The 22,686-nt window shown below is 55.6% G+C and carries 21 protein-coding genes; 14 read left to right on the top strand and 7 right to left on the bottom strand.

Translation table 11 applies throughout. The features are described from left to right. Positions 1 to 186 precede the first annotated feature (186 nt). From yebS to F8R23_RS01760, 10 genes are all read left to right on the top strand, one after another. Positions 187 to 1,434 (top strand): membrane integrity lipid transport subunit YebS, encoded by a 1,248-nt coding sequence (gene yebS, locus F8R23_RS01805; RefSeq protein WP_129935186.1) that lies wholly within the window; start codon positions 187 to 189, stop codon positions 1,432 to 1,434. Then, the gene (locus F8R23_RS01800) at positions 1,403 to 4,033 is read left to right on the top strand and encodes a PqiB family protein (RefSeq protein ID WP_112348354.1); all 2,631 of its coding nucleotides are present in this window, start codon (positions 1,403 to 1,405) and stop codon (positions 4,031 to 4,033) included. Before yebS ends, F8R23_RS01800 begins: the two co-directional genes overlap by 32 nt. Before the next feature lie 102 nt (positions 4,034 to 4,135). Next, entirely contained in the window at positions 4,136 to 5,572 is a 1,437-nt protein-coding gene (gene rsmF, locus F8R23_RS01795) for a 16S rRNA (cytosine(1407)-C(5))-methyltransferase RsmF (protein ID WP_129938681.1), read from the top strand. Between the two features lie 289 nt (positions 5,573 to 5,861). Next, complete coding sequence (locus F8R23_RS01790; RefSeq protein WP_129938682.1) at positions 5,862 to 6,404, top strand: Csu type fimbrial protein; 543 nt, start codon at positions 5,862 to 5,864, stop codon at positions 6,402 to 6,404. A gap of 2 nt (positions 6,405 to 6,406) precedes the next feature. Continuing rightward, positions 6,407 to 6,910 (top strand): Csu type fimbrial protein, encoded by a 504-nt coding sequence (locus tag F8R23_RS01785; RefSeq protein WP_112348351.1) that lies wholly within the window; start codon positions 6,407 to 6,409, stop codon positions 6,908 to 6,910. A gap of 5 nt (positions 6,911 to 6,915) precedes the next feature. Next, positions 6,916 to 7,464 (top strand): Csu type fimbrial protein, encoded by a 549-nt coding sequence (locus tag F8R23_RS01780; RefSeq protein WP_165366384.1) that lies wholly within the window; start codon positions 6,916 to 6,918, stop codon positions 7,462 to 7,464. A 26-nt stretch (positions 7,465 to 7,490) separates the two neighbouring features. Next, a complete protein-coding gene (locus F8R23_RS01775) occupies positions 7,491 to 8,255 on the top strand; it encodes a fimbrial biogenesis chaperone (protein ID WP_112348349.1) in 765 nt (254 codons plus the stop codon). A gap of 22 nt (positions 8,256 to 8,277) precedes the next feature. Then, entirely contained in the window at positions 8,278 to 10,752 is a 2,475-nt protein-coding gene (locus tag F8R23_RS01770) for a fimbria/pilus outer membrane usher protein (protein ID WP_390900943.1), read from the top strand. Positions 10,753 to 10,770: 18 nt separating this feature from the next. Then, positions 10,771 to 11,703, top strand: a complete 933-nt coding sequence (locus F8R23_RS01765; RefSeq protein WP_129934872.1) for a Csu type fimbrial protein — start codon at positions 10,771 to 10,773, stop codon at positions 11,701 to 11,703. A gap of 136 nt (positions 11,704 to 11,839) precedes the next feature. Continuing rightward, positions 11,840 to 12,079, top strand: a complete 240-nt coding sequence (locus F8R23_RS01760) for a YebV family protein (RefSeq protein WP_085116412.1) — start codon at positions 11,840 to 11,842, stop codon at positions 12,077 to 12,079. A 54-nt stretch (positions 12,080 to 12,133) separates the two neighbouring features. Here the strand turns inward: F8R23_RS01760 and F8R23_RS01755 are convergent, their stop codons facing one another. Further along, a complete protein-coding gene (locus F8R23_RS01755) occupies positions 12,134 to 12,733 on the bottom strand; it encodes a cysteine peptidase family C39 domain-containing protein (protein WP_198642302.1) in 600 nt (199 codons plus the stop codon). Positions 12,734 to 12,737: 4 nt separating this feature from the next. After that, positions 12,738 to 13,130 carry an ASCH domain-containing protein gene (locus tag F8R23_RS01750; RefSeq protein ID WP_085116410.1) on the bottom strand — a complete coding sequence of 131 codons (393 nt, stop codon included), beginning with the start codon at positions 13,128 to 13,130 and terminating at the stop codon, positions 12,738 to 12,740. A gap of 333 nt (positions 13,131 to 13,463) precedes the next feature. Between F8R23_RS01750 and yniD the strand changes: the two genes are divergently transcribed. Both yniD and F8R23_RS24120 read left to right on the top strand, forming a co-directional pair. Then, positions 13,464 to 13,571 (top strand): small membrane protein YniD, encoded by a 108-nt coding sequence (yniD, locus tag F8R23_RS24255; protein ID WP_012144841.1) that lies wholly within the window; start codon positions 13,464 to 13,466, stop codon positions 13,569 to 13,571. Between the two features lie 18 nt (positions 13,572 to 13,589). Next, positions 13,590 to 13,727 carry a hypothetical protein gene (locus tag F8R23_RS24120; RefSeq protein ID WP_017892602.1) on the top strand — a complete coding sequence of 46 codons (138 nt, stop codon included), beginning with the start codon at positions 13,590 to 13,592 and terminating at the stop codon, positions 13,725 to 13,727. A 33-nt stretch (positions 13,728 to 13,760) separates the two neighbouring features. Here the strand turns inward: F8R23_RS24120 and F8R23_RS24115 are convergent, their stop codons facing one another. Next, positions 13,761 to 13,928, bottom strand: a complete 168-nt coding sequence (locus F8R23_RS24115; RefSeq protein ID WP_165366385.1) for a hypothetical protein — start codon at positions 13,926 to 13,928, stop codon at positions 13,761 to 13,763. A gap of 168 nt (positions 13,929 to 14,096) precedes the next feature. On the opposite strand from F8R23_RS24115, the gene F8R23_RS01745 reads away from it, so the two are divergent. Further along, complete coding sequence (locus F8R23_RS01745) at positions 14,097 to 14,306, top strand: hypothetical protein (RefSeq protein ID WP_112348345.1); 210 nt, start codon at positions 14,097 to 14,099, stop codon at positions 14,304 to 14,306. A gap of 150 nt (positions 14,307 to 14,456) precedes the next feature. On the opposite strand, the gene F8R23_RS01740 is transcribed toward F8R23_RS01745, so the two are convergent. Together F8R23_RS01740 and F8R23_RS01735 are read right to left on the bottom strand one after the other, a co-directional pair. After that, a complete protein-coding gene (locus tag F8R23_RS01740; protein WP_151415180.1) occupies positions 14,457 to 15,887 on the bottom strand; it encodes a serralysin family metalloprotease in 1,431 nt (476 codons plus the stop codon). A 305-nt stretch (positions 15,888 to 16,192) separates the two neighbouring features. Further along, a complete protein-coding gene (locus tag F8R23_RS01735; RefSeq protein ID WP_129934875.1) occupies positions 16,193 to 17,536 on the bottom strand; it encodes a 2-hydroxycarboxylate transporter family protein in 1,344 nt (447 codons plus the stop codon). A 490-nt stretch (positions 17,537 to 18,026) separates the two neighbouring features. Here F8R23_RS01735 and pckA point away from each other — a divergent pair, with 490 nt between their 5' ends. Continuing rightward, positions 18,027 to 19,646 carry a phosphoenolpyruvate carboxykinase (ATP) gene (pckA, locus tag F8R23_RS01730; protein WP_129934876.1) on the top strand — a complete coding sequence of 540 codons (1,620 nt, stop codon included), beginning with the start codon at positions 18,027 to 18,029 and terminating at the stop codon, positions 19,644 to 19,646. A gap of 249 nt (positions 19,647 to 19,895) precedes the next feature. Here the strand turns inward: pckA and F8R23_RS01720 are convergent, their stop codons facing one another. Further along, complete coding sequence (locus tag F8R23_RS01720; protein ID WP_151415179.1) at positions 19,896 to 21,146, bottom strand: Zn-dependent hydrolase; 1,251 nt, start codon at positions 21,144 to 21,146, stop codon at positions 19,896 to 19,898. Next, positions 21,143 to 22,528 carry a dihydroorotase gene (locus tag F8R23_RS01715; RefSeq protein ID WP_151415178.1) on the bottom strand — a complete coding sequence of 462 codons (1,386 nt, stop codon included), beginning with the start codon at positions 22,526 to 22,528 and terminating at the stop codon, positions 21,143 to 21,145. The genes F8R23_RS01720 and F8R23_RS01715 overlap by 4 nt, the downstream gene beginning before the upstream one ends. Positions 22,529 to 22,686 lie beyond the last annotated feature (158 nt).

Here is a 22,686-nt window from a genome sequence, read left to right as displayed (position 1 = left end):
AGCATTAAATGCGTATAGCTACAAGGTTAATCATCTGTTGCTTCACAAAACCCTACCGGGCGAGGTATGTTTGCCGGTCGGAAACCCTGTTTTGCCGTCCGGTGCTTGGCCTTATAAGGTACTGACAGATTTATTTTTCAGCTACGCTAATCGAATACGGCGAGCTCTGGGGCAGCTTTTGTCATGATGAAAATACACGCGATCACCGGTCCGCTATCCAAAGCACGTCACCAGCGCTGTTGCGAATGCGACCTGCTGTTTGTGTTGCCGCCCCTGAGCGGCAAGCAGGCGGCCTACTGCCCGCGCTGCGATGCCAAGATCGTGAGTGGCCGTGACTGGTCGATGACCCGCCTGACCGCCATGGCGGTCACCATGCTATTACTGATGCCCTTCGCTTTCAGCGAGCCGCTGATCAGCATCCGCTTGCTGGGGGTGCGCATTGACGCCAGTCTGCTGGAAGGCATCTGGCAGATGAGCCACCAGGGGGATCCTCTCACCGCCAGCATGGTGGCGTTTTGCACTATTGGCGCCCCACTGACGCTGGCGCTGTCGCTGCTTTACCTGCGTTTCGGCCATGCGCTGGGCATGAACCTGCGCCCGGTGCTGCTGATGCTGGATCGATTGAAAGAGTGGGTCATGCTCGATATTTACCTGATCGGCATGGCGGTGGCGACCATCAAAGTTAAAGAATATGCAGATATTCAGGCCGGCAGTGCACTGATCGCCTACCTGTCGCTCACCCTGCTCAGTATCCTGACGCTGATCCACGTCAATCTGGAACAATTGTGGGAGCGCTATTATCCGCAGGAACAACCGGAAGGCCCACCGACAGCGCTGCATATCTGCCTGTCGTGCCACTTTACCGGCTACCCAGATGAACGTGGCCGCTGTCCGCGTTGCCATATTCCGATGTGTCACCGGCAGCCCTACAGCCTGCAAAAAACCTGGGCGGCGCTGATTGCGGCGATGATTTTGCTGATCCCGGCCAACCTGATGCCGATCTCCATTATTTACGCCAACGGCGCACGAATGGAAGACACCATCTTCTCTGGCGTAGTCTCGCTGGCGACCTCCGGCAATGCGCCGATCGCCGCCATCGTGTTCATTGCCAGCGTACTGGTGCCCTTTACCAAGGTCATTGTGCTGATCACCCTACTGTTCAGCATTCATTTCAAGACCGCGCACAGCCTGAAAACGCGTATTCGCCTGCTGCGTCTGGTCACCTGGATTGGCCGTTGGTCAATGCTCGATCTGTTTGTTATTGCCTTAATGATGTCGCTGGTGAATCGCGACCAATTGTTATCTTTTACTATGGGGCCGGCAGCCTTTTACTTTGGGTCTGCGGTTATTTTAACTATTCTTGCCGTAGAGTGGCTGGATAGCCGATTGATTTGGGATGCACATGCAACAGGAAACGCCGAATACACCGACTGAAGCGCGGGTCAGAAACAAGCGCCGTATTTCGCCATTCTGGTTACTGCCGTTTATTGCCCTGCTGATCGCGGGGTGGCTGGTCTATAACAATTTCCAGGAACGTGGCACTACGGTGACCATTGATTTCCAGTCCGCGGCGGGCATTGTCGCCGGACGTACCCCGGTGCGTTATCAGGGGGTGGAAGTCGGTACCGTACAGAGCATCAGCCTGAGCAAGGATCTGCGCAGCATTGTGGTCGACGTCAGCATCAAGAGCGACCTGGAAGACTCCCTGCGCGACGGCACCCAGTTTTGGCTGGTGACGCCAAAAGCCTCATTGGCGGGCGTATCTGGCCTGGATGCCCTGGTGGGCGGCAACTACATCGGCATGATGCCGGGCACCGGGCAGCCGAAAACCCACTTCACCGCGCTCGATACCCAGCCCAAGTACCGGCTGAATACCGGTGAACTGATGATCCATCTGCATGCTGACGATCTCGGCGCACTCAACACAGGCTCGCTGGTGTATTACCGTAAGATCCCTGTTGGCAAGGTGTATGACTACACCATCGCCGAAGGCAATAAAGGCGTCACTATTGACGTACTGATCGACCGCCGCTTTGCCAATCTGGTGAAGGGTAACAGCCGTTTTTGGAACGTTTCCGGCTTCAAGGGTGATTTCAGCCTGGCGGGTGCCTCGGTGCAGATGGAAAGCCTGGCCGCGTTGGTCAACGGCGCCATTGCTTTTGACTCACCGCTCGAGGGCCAGCAGGCCAAGGCCGATCAAAGCTATACCCTGTATCCGGATCTGGCACACAGCCAACGTGGCGTGAACATTACGCTGGACTTGCCGAGCGGCAATAACCTGAGTGAAAACCGCACCCCGCTGATTTATCAGGGACTGCAGGTCGGCACCCTGACCAAGCTGACGCTGCAACAGGACAGCAAGGTCACCGGTGAACTGACCATCGATCCGTCGGTGGTAGATTTAATGCGTAGCGGCACGCGAATTGTCATGCGCAGCCCACGCCTGAGCCTTAACGACGCCAAACTCAGCCAACTGCTCACCGGCAATACGCTGGAGCTGGTGCCGGGTGACGGCGAACCGCAACAGCATTTCAACGTGCTGGATAGCAGTGAGACTCTGTTGCAGCAACCTGGCGTGCTGACCGTGACGCTGAACGCGCCACAAAGTTACGGTATTGACGTCGGTCAGCCGTTGGTGGTGCATGGCGTTAAAGTCGGCCAGGTAATGAGCCGTGCCTTGACGGACAACGGCGTGGTCTTTACCGCCGCCATCGATGCGCAATATCGCCGCCTGCTGCACAAAGACAGCAAGTTCGTGGTCAACAGCCGGGTCGACGTCAAACTGGGCCTCGACGGCATGGAAGTGCTGGGGGCAAGTGCACAAGAGTGGCTGGACGGCGGCGTGCGTATTATCCCCGGCAGCAAGGGGGAACCTGTCGGCCAGTATCCGCTGTATAGCAACAGTGAAAAAGCCGAGGCCGGTATTATCGGCAACAGCCCAACGCCAACCCTGACGCTGAACGCCGTCAGCCTGCCGGATGTTCAGGCCGGTTCGGTGGTGCTGTACCGTAAATTCCAGGTGGGCGAAATTGTTAACGTTCGTCCGAAGGCCAACGAATTTGAAGTTGATGTCTATATCAGCCCGGAATACCGCAAGCTGCTGACCAACGAAAGCATCTTCTGGGCAGAAGGCGGTGCCAAGGTGCAATTGAACGGCAGCGGCCTGACAGTGCAGGCTTCACCGCTTAACCGGGCGCTGAAGGGGGCCATCAGTTTCGATAATTTGCAAGGCGTGACGCTGAGCAAAGGCGCCAAACGCATGCTGTACGCCACAGAAACCGCCGCCCGCGCGGTGGGTAGCCAGATAACCCTGAAAACCTACGACGCCAGTAAAGTATCGCCAGGCATGCCGCTGCGTTATCTCGGCATCGATATCGGCCAGGTGGATTCGCTCAAATTGGCGCCAGAGCGTAATGAAGTGTTGGTCAAGGCGGTGCTGTACCCGGAATACGTGCAGACCTTCGCGCGTCTGGGCAGCCGTTTCTCCATCGTATCGCCAGAGATTTCCGCCGCCGGGGTCAATAACCTGGATACCCTGTTGCAGCCGTACATTAATGTGGAACCGGGTCGTGGGCGTGAACTGCGCAACTTTGAACTGCAAGAAGCCACTATTACCGACTCGCGCTATCAGGACGGTCTGAGCGTGATCCTCGACGCCGCCGAAACCGGCTCGTTGCAGATTGGCACCCCGGTGTTGTTCCGCGGTGTGGAAGTGGGCACCGTCACCGGCTTCTATCTGGGCGCCATGTCCGATCGTATCCACGTCGCGCTGCGCATCAGCAAGAAGTACCAATATCTGGTGCGCAACAACAGCGTGTTCTGGTTGGCTTCCGGTTACAACCTGCAGTTCGGCCTGACCGGCGGTGTGATCAAGAGCGGGACCTTCCAGCAGTTCATTCGTGGCGGCATTGCTTTTGCTACCCCACCGAGTATTCCGCTGGCACCGAAGGCGACGCCGCACAAGCACTTTATGCTGAATGCGGAAGAGCCAAAAGACTGGCGAGAATGGGGCACAGCCATCCCTAAAGAGTAAATTCGTCTCTCACCAGGGGCTCAGCAATGCTGGGCCCCTACTGTTTCTCGCTTTGTGGTAAACTCCCGCCCTTATTTTGATAGCTGCCAGAGAGCTCACCCCGTGGCCAAACCTGCCTCCGTTTTTTTGCCGCCCGCCTTTCTCGATGCGACGCGCGCCATCATGCCCGCCGACCTGTCGATGGACGATTTCATTGCCGCCTGCCAACGCCCGCTGCGCCGTAGCCTGCGGGTCAATACCCTAAAGATCAGCGTTGCCGATTTTCAAGCGCTGGTGCAGGACTATGACTGGCAATTGGAACCGATCCCCTGGTGTGCGGAAGGCTTTTGGATCGAACGTAAGGACGAAGAACTGCGGCTGGGCAGCGCGGCAGAACATCTGAGCGGCCTGTTTTACATTCAGGAAGCCAGCTCGATGCTGCCGGTCAGTGCGCTGTTCACCGAGACTGAAATGCCGCACCGGGTGCTGGACGTTGCCGCTGCGCCGGGTTCCAAAACCACCCAAATTGCGGCGTTGATGAACAACCAGGGCGGCATTGTCGCCAATGAATATTCCGCCAGCCGGGTCAAGGTGTTGCACGCCAACATCAGCCGTTGCGGCGTGAAAAACGTGGCGCTGACCCACTTTGACGGCCGGGTGTTCGGCGCGGCGTTGCCGGAAAGCTTCGACGCCATTTTGCTGGATGCCCCTTGTTCCGGTGAAGGCGTGGTGCGTAAAGATCCGGACGCCATGAGCAACTGGTCGCCGGCAAGCGTAGCCGCCATCGCCGACACCCAGCGTGAACTGATCGACAGCGCCTTCCATGCTCTGGCTCCGGGTGGCGTCATGGTCTACTCCACCTGCACGCTCAACGCGCAGGAAAACCAGCAGATCGTCAATGGACTGCTGGCAACCTACGGCGACGCGGTCAGCATTGAGCCTCTGGGTGAACTGTTCCCGGGCGCAGAGCGGGCGTTAACCGCTGAAGGTTTCCTGCACGTCTTCCCACAGATCTACGACAGCGAAGGCTTCTTTGTGGCGCGGTTGCGCAAACACCACTCCGTCACCGCGTTGGCGAAGCCAAGCTATAAGTTGGGCAAATTCCCGTTTACCCCGCTTTCCGGCAAGGATTCCGCCGAGATCGCTCAGGCCGCAGCTGCCTCTGGACTGGCCTGGGATGAAACCAGTCGCCTGTGGGCACGCGATAAAGAGATCTGGCTGTTCCCGGCCGAGCTGGAAGTGCTGGTCAACAAGGTGCGTTTCTCGCGTATCGGGCTAAAACTGGCCGAGCGTTTCACCAAGGGCTACCGCTGGCAGCACGAAGCGGTTATCGCGCTGGCAGTTGCCGAGGGCAAGCAGCGTTTTGAACTGAATGCCACATTGGCGCAAGAGTGGTTCCACGGTCGTGACCTGTATCCAGAGCCGCCGCCGCTGACCGATGAATGCATTGTCACCTATCAACAACAGCCATTAGGCATCGCCAAACGCATCGGCAGCCGGATAAAAAACAACCTGCCGCGTGAACTGGTTCGCGATGGCACGTTGGATTTTCATCAGTAAATCAATCATCATGGGTTGGAACTGGCCGGAAGATTCCGGCTAGTTAATTTCGCTAATAATATTCCGACAGGCGAATATTATTATTTTAATCATTTTACTCTCTCGGCATTATCCCCTCTTCTGTTTGGAAGATAGCGACATCTTTCAAAAATAAAGAAAATTTTCGGCCTCCTACCAAGACATTTCTGACTTCTTATTCTATTAATTAAACTGTAAATACATTAATGCGTTTATCCATTTCCGGATGGCGTTTTTTGGGGTTCACCTTTAACACGGCAAGGAAAAAGACATGAAAAAAATTCTGATGGCATTGACCTCGGCAGCCACCTTGCTGTGCGCAAGTGGCGCCGCCAACGCAGCAGGCACTATTCAGGGGAACCTCGGGGTAACCTTAACCATTGGCGCAGGTTGCGTGGTCGGCGGCGGTGACAGCAGTGGCAGCGTCAACGACTTTGGCGCCATTAGCTTCGGTACCTATTCTTCCCTGTCCAACATTATCGACGCCAGCGCAACCGGTTCCGGCGGTGCAGGGACTTTGTCGCTGACCTGTACTACAGGTACCGACTACACCGTGGCGCTGAACGACGGTCTGCACGTGGCTGCCGGTAACCAACGCCAAATGGCCAACAGCACTACCGATGCGTTCATCAAGTACAACCTCTACCAGGATCAGGCCCGCGCTACCGCCTGGTCCAGCGGTGCCAACGCCCTGACCGGCACAGGTACTGGCGCAGCGGTTCCGTTGATTGTCTATGCCCGTGTCCCGGCGGCGGTCACCACGCCCGATCCTGATACCTACAACGATACCGTGACGATGACGGTAACCTGGTAACAGTGCGGCAGGTTGTTTTGGGCTGTGGCTTGCTGGCGTTAAGCCTGGCGGTGAATGCTGATAGCAAAACGGCCACCATTGGCGTCAGCGCCACCTTGTTGAAGGCTTGCGAAGCCGGCAGCAGTTCGGAGGGCAATGTCAGCTTCGGTTCGCTTAACTTCGGTACGGTCTATTTCCTCAGTACCAGCGTCAGCGTCGCCGGGCAACAAAACGCCGGCGCCATTCGCATCAAATGCAACAACGGCACCAGCTACAACGTCCTGCTTAACGGTGGGCAAAGCGGCAACACCGCTGCCCGTTACCTGAAAAGCGCTGCCGGCCAACAGGTGAACTACAACCTGTATACCAGCAGCGCCCACAGCACCATCTGGGATAACCTGACCGGGGTGTCGCAAACCGCCAACGGCCAGGATAACTGGTTACCGGTGTACGGCATGATCCCGGTGCAATCCACCCCGCCGATCGGCAGCTACACCGACACCGTGCAGGTCACCATCAATTGGTAATGGCAATGCGTATTTTAAGCGGTGGTTTATTGCTCTTGATGATGGCGCCGCCGGTACTGGGCGATACGGGCGTCAACGATCAGCAAAAGACCCAGGCACTGACCGTCAACGCGACGGTGGTGAAAGGCTGCATCCTGGGGAGTGGCAGCAGCGATGTCACCACCTTCGGCAGCCTCAACTTTGGTCAGATCTCTTCGTTAGCCAGCAATATCAGCATTGTTTCCAGCGCCGGGGCAGGTTCAGTGCTGTTTCGTTGCAATCCGGGCCTGAGCGTTACGCTGGCGCTGGGTATTGGCAACAACGTCACCGGTTCTATCTCCGCCGGACGCAAACTAAAAAATACCCTGACCCCCGAGACCCTGATTTATCAGCTTTACCAGGACAGCAACTATTCCACCATTTGGGGTGATGGCAGTAACGGTGGCACCACCGAGATTGTCGCCGCGACCGGCAGTACTCAGGAAATAAAAGTTTATGCCCGTTTGTTCTCGACCAGTACCCTGCCCACCAGTGGCACTTACAGCGATACGGTCTTATTGACGGTCACTTATTAGTATTTTGAATAAACAAGGATTTAGCCATGCGTATCCCCTTAGGACTGCCACTTGCGGCAACGCTGTTGATTGTCGGCCAACAACAGGCGCTGGCCGCCGCATCTATTCTGATTTGGCCTATCGATCCGGTGATTGAAGATCAACAACCCGCAACGGCGCTGTGGCTGGAAAACCGCGACAGCAAACCGGTCTATATGCAAGTACGCGTGCTCGGCTGGAAACAGACCGCCGGTAAAGACGATTACAGCAACCAAAGTGAAGTGATCGCCAGCCCGCCAGTCGCCTCGATTGCGCCAGGTAAACGCCAATTAATCCGGTTGGTTAAACAAACCCCACCACCCGCCGGCCAGGAACGCGCTTACCGCATTCTGATAGATGAAGTCCCGGTGAAAGATTCTGGCAGTCAATCTACCCCCGATGGAGCTCAGATGGGGTTGAAATTCCAGATGCGTTATTCGGTGCCGTTGTTTGTCAGCGGCAAAGGCGTCTGGACCAAACAGGATTCAGAAAAACCGCGTGATTACGCCTCCGCCAACCAACCGCAGCTCAGCTACCGACTGTTGCAGCAAAGCAGTCAGCGCTGGCTGGAGGTACGTAACCAGGGCATCGTGCATGCGCGCATCTCCAAAGTCACAATGCAGGGGAAAACACTCAATGCCGGCCTGATGGGTTACGTGCTGCCCGGTTCACAGATGCGCTTTGCGGTGCCGGCTTCTGGCAGTTTCAGCAGCGGTCAACTGCAGGCCAAGGTCAACGACAACAAGCAGCCGATCACCCTGACTGCTTACTGAGCAACATGTGCCGTTAACCAGCATGCCGTCACCCAGGCGTAACGGATTAGGTCTGAAGCCGTTAGCATTCGCCGTACTGTGCGCAGTGGCCACGCCGTGGCTACCCTATTCCTACGCCGATGATTTACCGCCGCCGCCCAGCGCCATCAGTATGCCGGATACCACGTTGTATCTGGAGCCGGTGGTCAATGGCCGCCAGACCGGAAAAGTGGTGCCGGTGACTTACCGTGGCGGCCACTATTACCTCACACCTCAGCAATTGCTCGACGCCGGTCTGCCGGTAGCGGATAAACAGGCGAAAGAAATTGCGGTCGACCAATTAGAGAAAGTGGACGTCACCTACAGTGGTGAAACCCAGCAGTTGATGATCAACGTCCCCAATGACTGGCTACCCAAGCAGAAATTCAACGCTCAGAACCCGTTGGATCGCCTGCCGGCACAGAGCAGCCTCGGTCTGCTGTTCAATTACGATCTTTACGCCAGTCAAAGCAGCGCCAACGGTCAGCCGGGCTATCTTTCTGCCTGGACCGAACAGCGGCTGTTCGACGGCTTTGGCGTGGTGTCCAACACCGGTATTTTCCGCGGCAGCTTTAACACCTCCGCCAACAGTGACCAGGACAACCGCTATATCCGCTATGACAGCCAATGGCGCTACAATGATGACGACCGCCTGCTCCGCTATACCGCCGGCGATCTCGCTACAGGCGCGCTGACCTGGAGCAGCTCGGTGCGTATCGGCGGCATCCAGCTGGCGCGTAATTTTGCCTCCCGGCCCGATCTGATCACCTACCCGCTGCCGCAGTTCTCCGGCCAAGCAGCGCTACCCAGCAGTGTTGATCTGTATATCAACAGCTATAAAAACAGTAGCACCAGCGTTAACCCCGGCCCTTTCACCCTGGATACCGTGCCCTATATTAACGGCGCGGGCCAAGCCACCGTCGTCACTACCGACGCGCTGGGGCGGCAAGTCAGTACCGTGGTGCCGTTTTATGTTGCCAGTAATCTGTTGCAGGCAGGTATGAGCGACTTCAGCCTGTCTTCCGGTGCCCTGCGGCGTAATTATGGCATTAGTTCTGCCGATTACGGCCAGTGGGTGGCCAGTGGCAGCGGACGTTACGGCGTCACGGATTGGTTAACCCTGGAAGGACGTGCCGAAGGTGCCGCAGAGCTGGCGGTGGGCGGCGCCGGGGCCAATATTCGTGTTGGCCAGTGGGGGGTGTTCAACGCATCTTACAGCTACAGCCAGGCCAGCGATAACGCGTTTAATGATTATCAGCCTTCGCAACAGCCCAACTACTACGATCCGCTGACCGGTCAACCTATCCCTCAACCCGATCCGCAGCCGGTCTATCAGTACAGCACCAATCATGGCGATCAGAGCAGCATCGGTTACACCTACAGCAACCGCTATTACAGCCTGAATGCCCAGCGCATCCTGCGCAGCGCCGGTTTCGGGGATATTTCGGTGTATAAAAGTGACTATCGTCTGAGCCGCCGTACCGATCAACTGACTGGCAGTATCGGCCTGAACCGGTTCGGTAGCATTGGCGCCGGCTATTTTGATGTCCGTGACGCCATTGGTCAGCGTACTCGCCTGGTCAATTTCTCCTACAGCATTTCACTGTGGCGCAATACCAGCCTGTATGCGTCGGTGAACCGCGAAATCGGCAACAGTGGTTACAGCGCCCAACTGCAACTGTCCATTCCGTTCGACACTTGGGGTACTGCCAGCGTCAGCGCCTCTCGCGACAACAACAATCGCTGGAACCAGCGCGTCAGCTACAGCCGTGCCGCACCGACCGACGGCGGTTTGGGCTGGAACCTGGCCTACGCGGATGGGCAGAGCAGCGACAGCTATAGCCAGGCCGATATCACCTGGCGCACCCGTCTGCTCGAAGCCCGCGGCGGGATGTACGGCAACAGCGATGATTATACCCGCTGGGGTGAAGTAAGCGGTTCTCTGGTGGCAATGCAAGGCGATCTGTATGCTACCAATACCATTAACGACGCCTTCGCCCTGATCTCTACCGAAGGCTACCCGGATATTCCGGTGCGTTATGAAAATCAGTTAATCGGCATGACCAACGCCAAAGGCTATCTGCTGGTGCCCACCGTCACCTCCTATTACCACGCCAAATTCCAAATCGACCCACTTAATCTGCCGGCGGACGTGGCGGTTCCCACGGTGGAGAAAACCGTGGCTATCCGCGATCACAGTGGGTTCCTGGTCGATTTCCCTATCCAGCAGATTTCCGCCGCCGATGTCAAACTGGTCGACGCCCAGGGCAAACCGCTGGCCAACGGCAGCGAGGTGGCCATCGTCGGCAGCAATCAGCAAAGCTATGTTGGCTGGGATGGCATGGTCTATGTGGATCCGGTGCAATTGCAAAACCGGCTGAGCGTCATTCCGGCAGACGGTAGCGCCCCCTGCCAGGCGCAATTTAGCCTGACCAAAACCCAGGGCATCCAAAGCATCGGACCGATTGTGTGCCAGTAACTCATGATGGAGAAAAAGATGATTAGTGGATCCAAAGCGGTATTACTGGCGCTGCTGCTGTTCACCGGCCGACAAGCGCTGGCCGACTGCACCACCACCAACGGCAGCGTCACCCTGCCAGGCAGCAGCACATTTGCCGTTTATAATGGCTCACTCAGCGCCCAGGGTACCGCCGGACTCAACTGCAGCGGCTTGGGACTATCGCTGTTGACGCAAAATACCGTGACGGTAAAAATAAACTCGACCACCAATACCATGGCGCTGGCCAACACCGACGGTTCCGGCGATAAAATCCCCTATCTGATTTATCCCGATGCGAATTACCAGTACCCCTATAGCGTCGGGCAAACCATCGATTACAGCTCATTGAACCTGTTGACGCTGATCCTGATCTCCCCCAACGTCAACTTTCCGCTGTACATCAAAACCACCGCCGGGGCCAACGTCCGCTCCGGCACCTATACCGATACCGTCAACCTGGTGTGGAACTACCATATCTGCGGGCTGGGTTTGATCGGATTGTGCCTCTGGTGGGATGGCACAAATAAACCCAGCACCGTGACGATTACCCTGATCCTTACCAAAGACTGCCTGTTCGGCACCGCGCAGAACGTCAACTTTGGCAGCATGGCGCTGGTCGGGCAGTTTAACCCGGTGAACCAAAGCATTACCCTCACCTGCACCAAAACCGAGGGTTACAACACCTACTTTACCGACGGCAATAACCCAGTCACCGGCTGGCGGCGAATGAAAAACGGCACCAGCAACTATATGCAGTATCAAATCTACCTACCCAACAGCACCACGGTGTGGAACAGCACCAACAAACAAGCAGGCGCCGGTACCGGGCTGGCACAAAGTATCCCGTACCTGGCACAGATCAACCCGGCGCAAACCGAAGTGCCGGTGGGAACCTACCAGGACAACATCAGTTTTGTTGTGGAGTATTAAGTCCCTGCGCTAGCCACGGATCGTCGATGTTGCCAGTTTGTATTTTTTATGTGGCATTTTTTGCTCATTTGACTATGCTAATGATGACGGCCTCAACTGGTCACACCTCATACCAGCAGATCAAGCAGGAGTTCCAATGGGCAAAACCGTGGTGAAAATAGGCAGTTTCGAGGTCGATGATGCGCATTTATCCTCCTCGTCCGAGCAGGCCAGCACGCTGGCGATCCCTTGCAAGTCGGATCCCGACCTGTGCATGCAGTTAGACGGTTGGGATGAGCACACCAGCATTCCGGCGATACTCGATGGCAAGCAATCGCTGTTGTACAAGCAACATTACGATCGGCAGAGCGATGCCTGGGTGATGCGATTGGAATGAACGACGACAAACTGAAGAACGCGCGGTGTCCCCTCAGGAACACGGCGCGTTTTTTTATGCGATAGCAATACCACGACCGGCGAAGAAACGGCCAAAACTGCTCAACGGTAAAGTCACCTGTTGGCGCGTGGCCGGGCTGTCACCCGAAGGGTTATGGAAGGTTACGCGATCGGCCTCAGCGGCGGTCACCAACACCAGATGACCGCCACGCTGGGGTGGCGTCTGCGAGGGCTGGCGAATGCCGGGATGCACCGAAGCGATAAAATAACGCCATTGCGACAACACCAGTGGCAAGTCTTCCGGCTCAATACCGACCCTCACCTCAGACTCCAACGCAAACTGCTCACGCACATAGTCGACAAAGGGCGCGTAAATCAGCCCCTTGATACGCTCGCCTTCACGAACGTAAGCACCGTACGGCAGACTACGGCGCGCCAACTCCAGCAGTGAGGGCGCCTCACCATCTCGATGGCTAAGTACCATTCTCAGACAGGCCATGCCACAGACGTGGTTGGCCCATTCGATGTATTCCGCCCGATCGCGCGCGCCGCTGCGCGCCCAGTTAACATCATCCGCCAGCGTCACACGCCCGGCAATCAGATCGGCCGCCAACTCGGGCGTCGCCCATTGGCAGACGTAAGGGACAGAGGACATCAAATCAGAAAGTCTCTGCCACTTTGAAATTCATCAGCACCAGCGTCATATCCGGTGAGAACAACTCATATTCTTCAAAGAAGCTCTGCAACTCTTTACGCCAATAGGCCAGAGAACGGTCACCTTCCCCTTCGGCAAAAGCATGGGCTTCATCAACCTGATCGTAGGTTTTCATCTCTACCGACGTCAGTTCTACCGCACACACCGGGTCACCTTTACCGTCCACCACCACAAACACGTCGCCGGCCAGTGGAATGCCTTCGCCATCGAGATTGGCACAGGTTGCCGTCTTGGTCCCGTTGAGGATCAGCTTGACCACGTCATCGGCCTGCTGCTCGGTGTTGCCGAATGCCCAACGTTCGGTGTTTTCGTATTTCTTCGGAATTTCGCTCGCCATTGCCATACCTTATTGAATGAATCATTGTGCAAACAGAATAGTACAACGTATTCCCTGCGGCCTCCACCTGCCGAATTCACGCCACTGTGGCCTATTCCCCTATCTTTTATAGGCTGTTTCGGGTAAATCCCTGTGCCTGCGTCAGCACAACAGGCATACTGTGGACGCAATTCACTCCATGGCTATTGGCCAGGCGGCAACAAAATGAAGAATGACGGCAAAGACTCCGATGACACTTTCAGCGACTTATTAAAAGTGCTGGCGGTGGCGGCGATTGTTATCTTTGTTATCGTCGGCTGGTATTTCAGCTAATAAGCACAACAGGAGGTCACATTGGCAACAAAACGCATGCGCACCAAGCACTGGAAGATGTTTTTGATCCTGCTGCTGATCTGTCTCGCCCTGCTGTTATTACGCTGGGCAGCGATAGTCTTTGGTTAATGGCAGGGAGCAATACGAATGGCAAAACGTAATGGCAACGGCGTACAAATCGCCTTACTGCTGCTGGCGCTGGTTATTTTAGTCTGCGGCATTTTAATGATTACCACCGAACTGGGTCATCAGGTACTGGAAGAGATCGAGGATATTCTCGAGTAAAGCCCGCCCGGCCGGACACTGGCTGGTACCCTATTATTCAGGTTCCCGCTCTGCGGGTTGCTTGGCCTCCGGCTCCAACAGCTCGCGCAGATAGGCGATCCGCGCCTCCCCTTGTGGCAACCAAAAACGACACAGCCAATGCTGCACTTCGGCCCCTTGGCTTCGGCGATGGTACACAGCCAGTTGATCGACCAGTTTCATTATTCGCCCTCCAGTAATTTAACAAGGTCAGTATTGGGCGAAAAAACCAGAAGAAACACTGATGGGTTATTTTTTATGCTTCCTGATTTAATATTGTGCGATCGGCGCGGTGGCGAACCCCTGGCTCAACTGCTACATTGACCAAAAATCACCCAGCCGAGGTAAGCGATGATGTTCTCGGAGCAGGAGATAAAACCCGTGTGGGATGAAGTGGCACGCTTGATCGGCGACAGCGTGATGCAGTTGCGCCATCGCGGCGAGGTTTTATCGGTAGAAACGCTGGCAAAGCATCTGGCGCAACAACTGGCAGACTGTCATGACATTGAACGCCGGATCCTGATTGGTACCGCGATCAACATGCTGAAGGATGGAAAATGAATCGCCAACCGGAAGGGTTGGCGATTCGGCAGAAGCCCGAGGTATGCAAGCCCGGCCTTCTGTGCGCTACTATGTCAGGCTAACATGACGAAATTAATAGGAATTGTCGGGTTTTTCCTCAAAATGCCGAATTTTTATTGCCATCTGTCCTCAGGCCAGCACGAAATCACTGGTTTCCAGTGGTTGACCCACCACTTTCACCAAAAAATCACTGGCGTCAAACCCACCGCCCAGATTGATGGTTAAATCGCTGACCTGTGTCTGCACGTCGTAGCTCAGCATTGCCTCACCGGCCTTGCCGCTGAACTGGCTGACAAATTCGATACCCTTGCTGCCACCGGTGTTAAACAGCGATAGATCTATCTTGTCCTCACCGCTAACAAAATCCACGATCCAGTCCGGTGCATCAGCGCGTGACTCATTGGCTGCGAAATAAACAAAGGTGTCTTTGCCCTCATTACCAAACAAATGATCCGACTCACCACCGCCGTACAAAATGTCGTCCCCCGCGCCGCCCATCAAAATGTTATTGGTATTGTTACCGATGATCACATCGTTTCCGGCACCGCCAAAAGCGTTTTCGATGGTCACGCCGGCAGCAATCGAAACGTTACCCTTCAGTCCTCCCACGTCAGAGAAAGATTGCTCATTGAGGTTAATACGTTGGTTCTGGCTAAAGCCCGAGAAATCAAAAGTGTCCGTACCGCCAGCGTCCCAGGCGCTAAACACAATTTTATCCTGTGCCCCGGTAGCGGTGAGGAAATCGCGATCGGTGTTGGAGTTAAAACCGTAGGTCGTATCACCGCTGCGGGTGGTCATGTTGGCACCATAGAAATGCTGGATGGCGGTAATGTCATTTAACAAGGGTGCAGAAGAGTAAGCGCCCTGGAAATCCTGGCCAGTGCTGCTCTCGCTGAAATAGCTCATCACGCTGTGGGCGCGGCTGTCTTCGAAATAAGTCGCATCCTGGTTGTAAGTAATACTCACACCCGGTGCGGCATTGTAATCCCCCGGATGCTGCAACCCCAGCGCATGGCCAATTTCATGGGTTAGCGTCTGGCGGCCATATTCGTTTTCGTGGATCAGGTTATTGGCGAAGACATTACTTGTAGCGTTATACCAGGTTTGCCCCGCCACCGACGCAGAAGAGTCCGGGTTATACGCAAAGGCATAAGAGCCGCGAGAGCTGACATCAAACAGGCCAAATTTGATATTGGCGTTTTGGGTGTTGCTGGTCTCGGTAAAGGTGATATTGGCGACGTCTGACCAGGATTGCAGTGAAAGTTTCGCCTGTTCACGCTGTTGTTGATTAAAACTGCTGAAGCCGCTGATCGCCATACTCGACATATTAGCCGGTGCCTGTTCCCAAAAACTGTAACTCAGGTTAACCGGGGTATCGGTCACTCCTTTATCATGCCAGCTTCGGTCGCCACGGATCAGTTCCAGCCCCGCATTTTGAAAACTTTTTGAGGGATGAATCACGTTCAGCAACGGATCGCTATCGGGTTTATAAGCGCCCTGCAGGGCCAATATGCTGATAGCTTCGGCGGAGGCGTTAGCCTGTTGATTGCTTGATGACATACCAATATCTCCATATTTGTCATTTCAGTGTGTCGACGACATCACTGACGGATGGCCTTAATGGCCCTGGCCCGGTGCTGAATAAATACGGGGATATCGGTAATGCGGCTGGCACCCTCCATGAGTACTCTTGATGAGAACGATAATCCCTTAAATAAAAGAATAGACGCTTTGGTTTAAAATAAAGAATTATCTGAGGGAAAATAATCTCGACTATTCCATCTCAATTTGGCTGCTTATTATTTTCAGTGGCACAAATAAAAAACCGGGGCAATCCACCCCGGTAGCCATAATTCAGTTTGGACTCAGATTAACCAACCCAACAACAGCGTGGCACCAATGACGGTGGACGCACCGCCGATACGCGTGGCGATTTGCGCAAACGGCATCAACCCCATACGGTTGGATGCGGAGAGGATCGCCACGTCGCCGGTTCCGCCTAACCCACTGTGGCAGCAGGTGACGATCGCCGCTTCTACCGGGTACATTTTCAGGTAAGGCGCAATCAGGAAACTCACCAGCCCCATCGACAACACCACCGAACCGCAAACCACCACATAGCCCACCGAGAAGACCGCCACCACGCTTTCCAGCGGCACATACAGCATGCCCAGACCGATCATCAACGGCCACACCAATGCTGTTGAAACGAATTTATAAAAACTGTGAGCACCGGTTTCCATTGAAGTTGGGATCACCCGGCAGTATTTGCACAGTACCGCAAACAGAATCATCAGCACCGGGCCGGGAATATGCACGATGTGTTCGAACAGACCGCCGACGATAAAGAAGGCGCAGATCACCAACAGCCCGCCGCCCATCAGTTGGAAATCGACGTTGCCGTTGGTTTCCTTGATGGCAAACACCGCGTTTTCCTCCGCCGAACGGATCAACATGCCGTCACCGCTCAGCGCCTTGCGCTTCATCCCTAAACGCGCCAACACGCCTGCCGCCACAATAGCGAAGATATTACCCAGTACCGCCGCCGGGGCCAGTTGCGCCACGTACACGTCCGGTGTCGATCCCAGAATGGCAGAATAAGCCAGCGACAGCGGCAATATGCCCTCGCCGATACCGCCACCGATAATCGGCACAATGATAAAGAAGAAGGTATGATAAAAGGAGAAGCCAAACAGCTTGCCCACCAGCAGCCCGGTCGCTACCGCGGTCACCGTACCGATCACCAGCGGCACGAACATGCGGATCATGCCCTGGATCAGGATCACCCGGTTCATGCCGAGAATGCTGCCGACCACCAGACTGGCGATAACAAAGTACAGCAGGTTGGCGTCTTTCATCAGCAGATGGACGGTCCCCATCACGTTCGGCTGGAAGAAATTAAAGTAAACCAACACCGAAGGCACCATCAGGCACAGAATGGCCGGACCGCCGATATCACGCAGCACCGGAATGCTTTTGCCTAAATGCGCCAGTGCAAAACCCAGCGTCATAATCACCGCTAAACCGCCGATCATATTCTTTGGCAAGAAGTTGGCATAAGCCGAAACGGCAACAATGGCACAAATAGTGATAAACAACGCCACCGGCACGGCACCGATATTCATTTGCCGGATTTGGTTAATTAATCCTGAAGGATCAGGCTGCAACGCATCTTTCTCACAGGCAATTTCTGCATTTATCTGTTTCATTATTCACCCTGCTGACCAGTGTTCAGTGTGGAGCGGATCGTCTAATGCCATATGAAATAATTTAAAGAATTAAAACAAATTATTATCATAGACTCGATGGAAACTTTGATTTTTTATAATGATTAAAATAGTAGACAGCCCAGACAATATGATAAAAAATAAAAATACGTAATCAGATTACGCCTTATTAATCCAATATTGTGAGCCCCCACTGATGTTGGTTTTAATTAATTATCGTCAGCGTTTTGTAATTAAAATAATCAGGCGTAAATTCGCTGCTATGCTATAGATGGAAGTAAAAATCCGTGCGTTTACTAATGAGAACCGGAGCGGTAATTAGCTGAATCCGGTCAGCTGTACCCGAGCTTGCTCCTGCACGCGGCACCGTGCAGAAAACAGGCAATAATATATGCCCCATGGCTTTCAGGTTGTTGCCGACAATAGGGTGCTCTGAAAGCCGACAGGCATAGCACTAATAAGGAAGTAGGATATGTCTTCAATCGCGATTACCCCACAAACGCTGGCCCGTTACGGCATCCATCAGGCTACCGAAATCGTCCATAACCCAAGCTATGAACAACTGTTTACCGAGGAAACCCGTACCGACCTGCCGGCACTGGAGCGCGGTACGCTGACCCAGCTTGGTGCGGTCAATGTCGATACCGGTGAATTCACCGGTCGTTCGCCAAAAGATAAATACATCGTTCGTGACGACACCACGCGCGATACCGTCTGGTGGTCCGATAACGGCACCGGCAAAAACGATAACCAGCCACTGTCGCCGGAAGTGTGGCAGCATCTGAAAACCCTGGTGGGTAACCAGCTTTCCGGCAAGCGTCTGTTTGTGGTGGACGCCTTCTGCGGCGCCAATGCCGACACCCGCCTGAAGGTCCGTTTCATCACCGAGGTTGCCTGGCAGGCGCACTTTGTCAAAAATATGTTTATCCGCCCGACGGATGAAGAACTGCAGAATTTCGAACCGGACTTCGTGGTGATGAACGGCGCCAAATGCACCAACCCGGACTGGCAACAGCAGGGGCTGCATTCAGAGAACTTCGTCGCCTTTAACCTGACCGAACGTATTCAGTTGATCGGCGGAACCTGGTACGGCGGCGAAATGAAGAAGGGCCTGTTCTCAATCATGAACTATCTGTTGCCGCTGCAGGGTATCGCCTCGATGCACTGTTCGGCCAACGTCGGCGAACAAGGTGATGTGGCGGTGTTCTTTGGCCTGTCCGGTACCGGTAAAACCACCCTCTCCACCGATCCCAAGCGTCAATTGATCGGCGATGACGAACACGGCTGGGACCATGACGGCGTGTTCAACTTTGAAGGCGGCTGCTACGCCAAGACCATCAAGCTGTCGCAACAGGCCGAGCCGGAGATCTATCAGGCGATCCGTCGTGACGCACTGCTGGAAAACGTGCAGGTGCTGGCCGACGGCAGCATCGATTTCGATGACGCCAGCAAGACTGAAAATACCCGCGTCTCCTACCCAATTGAGCATATCGAAAACATCGTCAAGCCAGTGTCCAAAGCCGGTCATGCGAAGAAAATCATCTTCCTGACTGCAGATGCCTTCGGGGTGCTGCCGCCGGTATCACGCCTGACGCCGGAACAAACCCAGTACCACTTCCTGTCTGGTTTTACCGCCAAGCTGGCCGGTACCGAGCGCGGCATCACCACGCCAACCCCAACGTTCTCCGCCTGTTTCGGCGCCGCGTTCCTGACGCTGCATCCGACGCAGTACGCTGAAGTGCTGGTGAAACGCATGGAGGCGGCCGGCGCTCAGGCCTATCTGGTGAATACCGGTTGGAACGGCAGCGGCAAGCGTATTTCCATCAAGGATACGCGTGGCATCATCGACGCTATTCTGAACGGTGAGATTGAGCACGCCGAGACCTTCACCCTGCCAATCTTTGGCCTGGCGGTCCCGACGGCACTGCCGGGAGTTGATCCTTCGATCCTCGACCCGCGCAAAACCTACGCGGACGAATCCTTGTGGCAGGAGAAGGCGCAGGATCTGGCGCAGCGCTTTATCGATAACTTCGCAAAATACACCGTGACGCCAGCCGGCGAAAAGCTGGTCAGCGCCGGTCCCAAGCTTTAAGGCTGCAAAGGCACAATGGTGTCTTTAGACGTCTGACAAAGCTTGTTATTAGGGAGAGCGTGCCGAAGGGGTCGTAGCAGCTTCAACTGCCGACCAATTTGCCGGGAGCAAATTGGAACGACGTCCAGTCGGCCCGAGGGTGGGACACATGGACGTGTCCCATAATAGCCCCTCGGTGCGCTAGGCCCGAGTATCTCGGTCTAAAAGACAATTTAGCCATCAACCTCAAGGGGCCCGTCGGCCCCTTTTTTACGCCAGTTGCGTATCCAGATTGATCAGCGTCTGCGCCAGCACTCTGGCACCATCGGTCAACTGTTGCTCGGTAATCGACTCCTCTGGGCAATGACTGCGTCCATTCAGACAGGGAATAAACACCATCCCTATCGGACCGGTAGATGCCATATATACCGCATCATGCCCGGCACCGCTCGGTAGCCGACGACTGGCCAGCCCGAGCGTCTGCGCAGCACCGTCGATCGCCTGCATCACCGTTTCCGCACAGGCCGTGGGCCGTGCCCGACTGACATGCTGCAACTCCGCCTGCAATCCCAGACCCTGCAAACGTGGCTGACAACTTTCCAGCAGTAATTCAGGGAAATTGTCCAACACCTGCTGACTGTCGCTACGCACCTCAAGCATCAGTTCCACCCGACCCGGTACCGCATTAGGCACATTGGGCGTCATGGCAATACGGCCCACGGTCGCCACCACATAGTGCGGATTACCGCTCTGCTGCGCGGCTGCCGCATGCGCCTGTTCGATCACCTGTGCCGCGCCCACCAGCGCGTCGCGACGAATATCCATTGGCGTGGTACCGGAGTGATCCGGCTGGCCAATCACCGTCACCAAGACCCGGCGAATGCCGACAATGTGCGTCACCACGCCAATCGGCAATTGCTGGCGCTCCAGCACCGGTCCCTGCTCGATGTGCAGCTCGACATAAGCGGCGGTGCCGCCAGGCAAGCGCAGCGGCTGGGTTAGTTTTTCCGGCTGAGCGCCGATTCGCCTCATCGCTGCCGCCAGCGTTTCCCCCTGCGCGTTCTTCGCCGCCAGCATACCGCTGTCCAACTCTCCACTTAGCGCCCGGCTGCCCACGCAGGAAATCCCGTAATCGCTCGGTTCTTCGGACAGAAAGTCGATCACCTCAAACGGGTGCTGCAAAGCTATTGCCTGCTGGTGCAGACAGTGGGCGATCTCAATCCCCGCCAGTACGCCAATAATGCCGTCATAACGGCCGCCGCCAACCACAGTATCGCAATGCGAACCGGTGACGATCGGCGCCAAATCCTTGCGCAACCCGGCGCGGCGCCCAATCAGATTGCCGCCCTCGTCCAGCGTCACCGTCAGGCCGGCCTGTTTCATTTGTTCCACCAGCCAGAGACGCGCCTCACTGAACAATGGCGTAAAGGCACGGCGCGTCCAGGGCACCTCCGGCAGTGTCATCTGTGCCAGGTGGTTAACCCGGCCCCATAAGCGCTCGCTATTGATTAATTCGGTCATTGACCTTCTCCTTTCGCGGCATGTGGGCGTAAAAACTGGCCCATACCCGGCGAATTGACAATATGCCCATCGGCAAACACCGCCTGACCGCGGCAATAAGTGGTTTCCACCCGCACGCTGAATTCCATGCCCTCAAAGGCACTCCACTTCACCGCCGACAGACTGTTGGCCGGATCGAAGCGGTAATGCTCAGGCTTCAAAATAACGAAGTCAGCATCCATGCCAATATCGAACCCGCCTTTACGATCGTCGAGCAGGAAATGGCGCGCCGGATTACGGCACAGCAGTTGCGCTACGGTGGTCGGCGCAATGCCATGCTGTTCGCAGCCGGTCCACAGCGCCGGTAACAGCGTCTCCAGCCCCGGTCCGCCGGAGGCATTTTTGAACACGTTGGCATCCCCTTTACGTTCCAGCCCCCAACTGACGTGATCGGAAGAAACAAAAGTACAGTTACCCTGCGCAATATGGCTCCACAGCAGTTCGGTTTCCGCTTTCGGGCGGATCGGCGGGTAGTGCTTGGTCTTGGCACCAAACTGACGCGTGTGCTGTTCGTGGTTCAGCATCAGGTATTGCACGCAGGTCTCAATGCTGACCGGATAGCCCGCGTGCTGATACATCCGGTAGAGTTCGAAACCCCGCGAGGTGGAAACGTGTACTGCGTGGGCGCGCGCGCCGCTTTCCGCCCCCATCTCATAGATCAGCGCCGTCGCCAGATTCTCGATCAACGGCGTGTGGGCGCGCATAAAGGCATCCCAGCCGGTGTCACCCGCTTCGGTCATCCGTTGGATATTCTTGCGCGTCAGCTCCTGCATTTGGTTATGCACCGCACAGGCTAATCCGGTCGGCGCAATCAGTTGGAAGGCATGCATCAGATCGTCTTCATCTACCCGTGGAAAACGGCCTGGCGTGGCTTCAAAAGTGGAGAACTTGAAGGCGCAGACTCCACCTTCAATCAGCCCGGCGGCGGCGTCAAACCCGTAGGTGGGGTTCAGGGTACCGAACAGCGCCACGTCGACATGGCAGTCACGCTCTACCTCGGCAATTTTGGCCTCCAGCAGGGCACGGCTTGCCACCGGCTCCGGATCGTCATAGGGCATATCGACCATCACCGTGACGCCCCCCGCCGCCGCCGCCCGCGATGCCCAGCCGAGGCCTTCCTGATTGGCCTGGCTGCCCGAATGCACCTGACCGTCAATCACCCCCGGCATGATCCACTTGCCATGGGCGTCGATCACCTGTTCAGCCTCAGGTGCCTGCCCGCTGCCGCTGCCGCTGCCAATGATTTTACCGCCGGCGATCGCCAGCCAGCCGTCAGGCGTCACCCGCTCGGCATCCACCAGGTTACCCTTGACCACCAGCTCTGGCCGTTGACTCAAATTCATAGCGCCTCCCCCCTTATTCCAATACGCCCGAGAACTGCATAAAAATGCACGCTTCTCAACTTATCAATCAGCCTGTTGTGCCGATACCGAGGCCAGTGTAGGGTGGAGCTATCTATTCTGTCTTATGCTTGTTTATCACTCATGCATAACAAAATGTT

Source organism: Serratia proteamaculans (genome assembly GCF_008830365.1).
GTDB classification, from domain to species: domain Bacteria; phylum Pseudomonadota; class Gammaproteobacteria; order Enterobacterales; family Enterobacteriaceae; genus Serratia; species Serratia proteamaculans.
The sequence above is the reverse complement of the archived record's forward strand: the minus strand, read 5'-3'. Positions and strand labels throughout refer to the sequence as shown.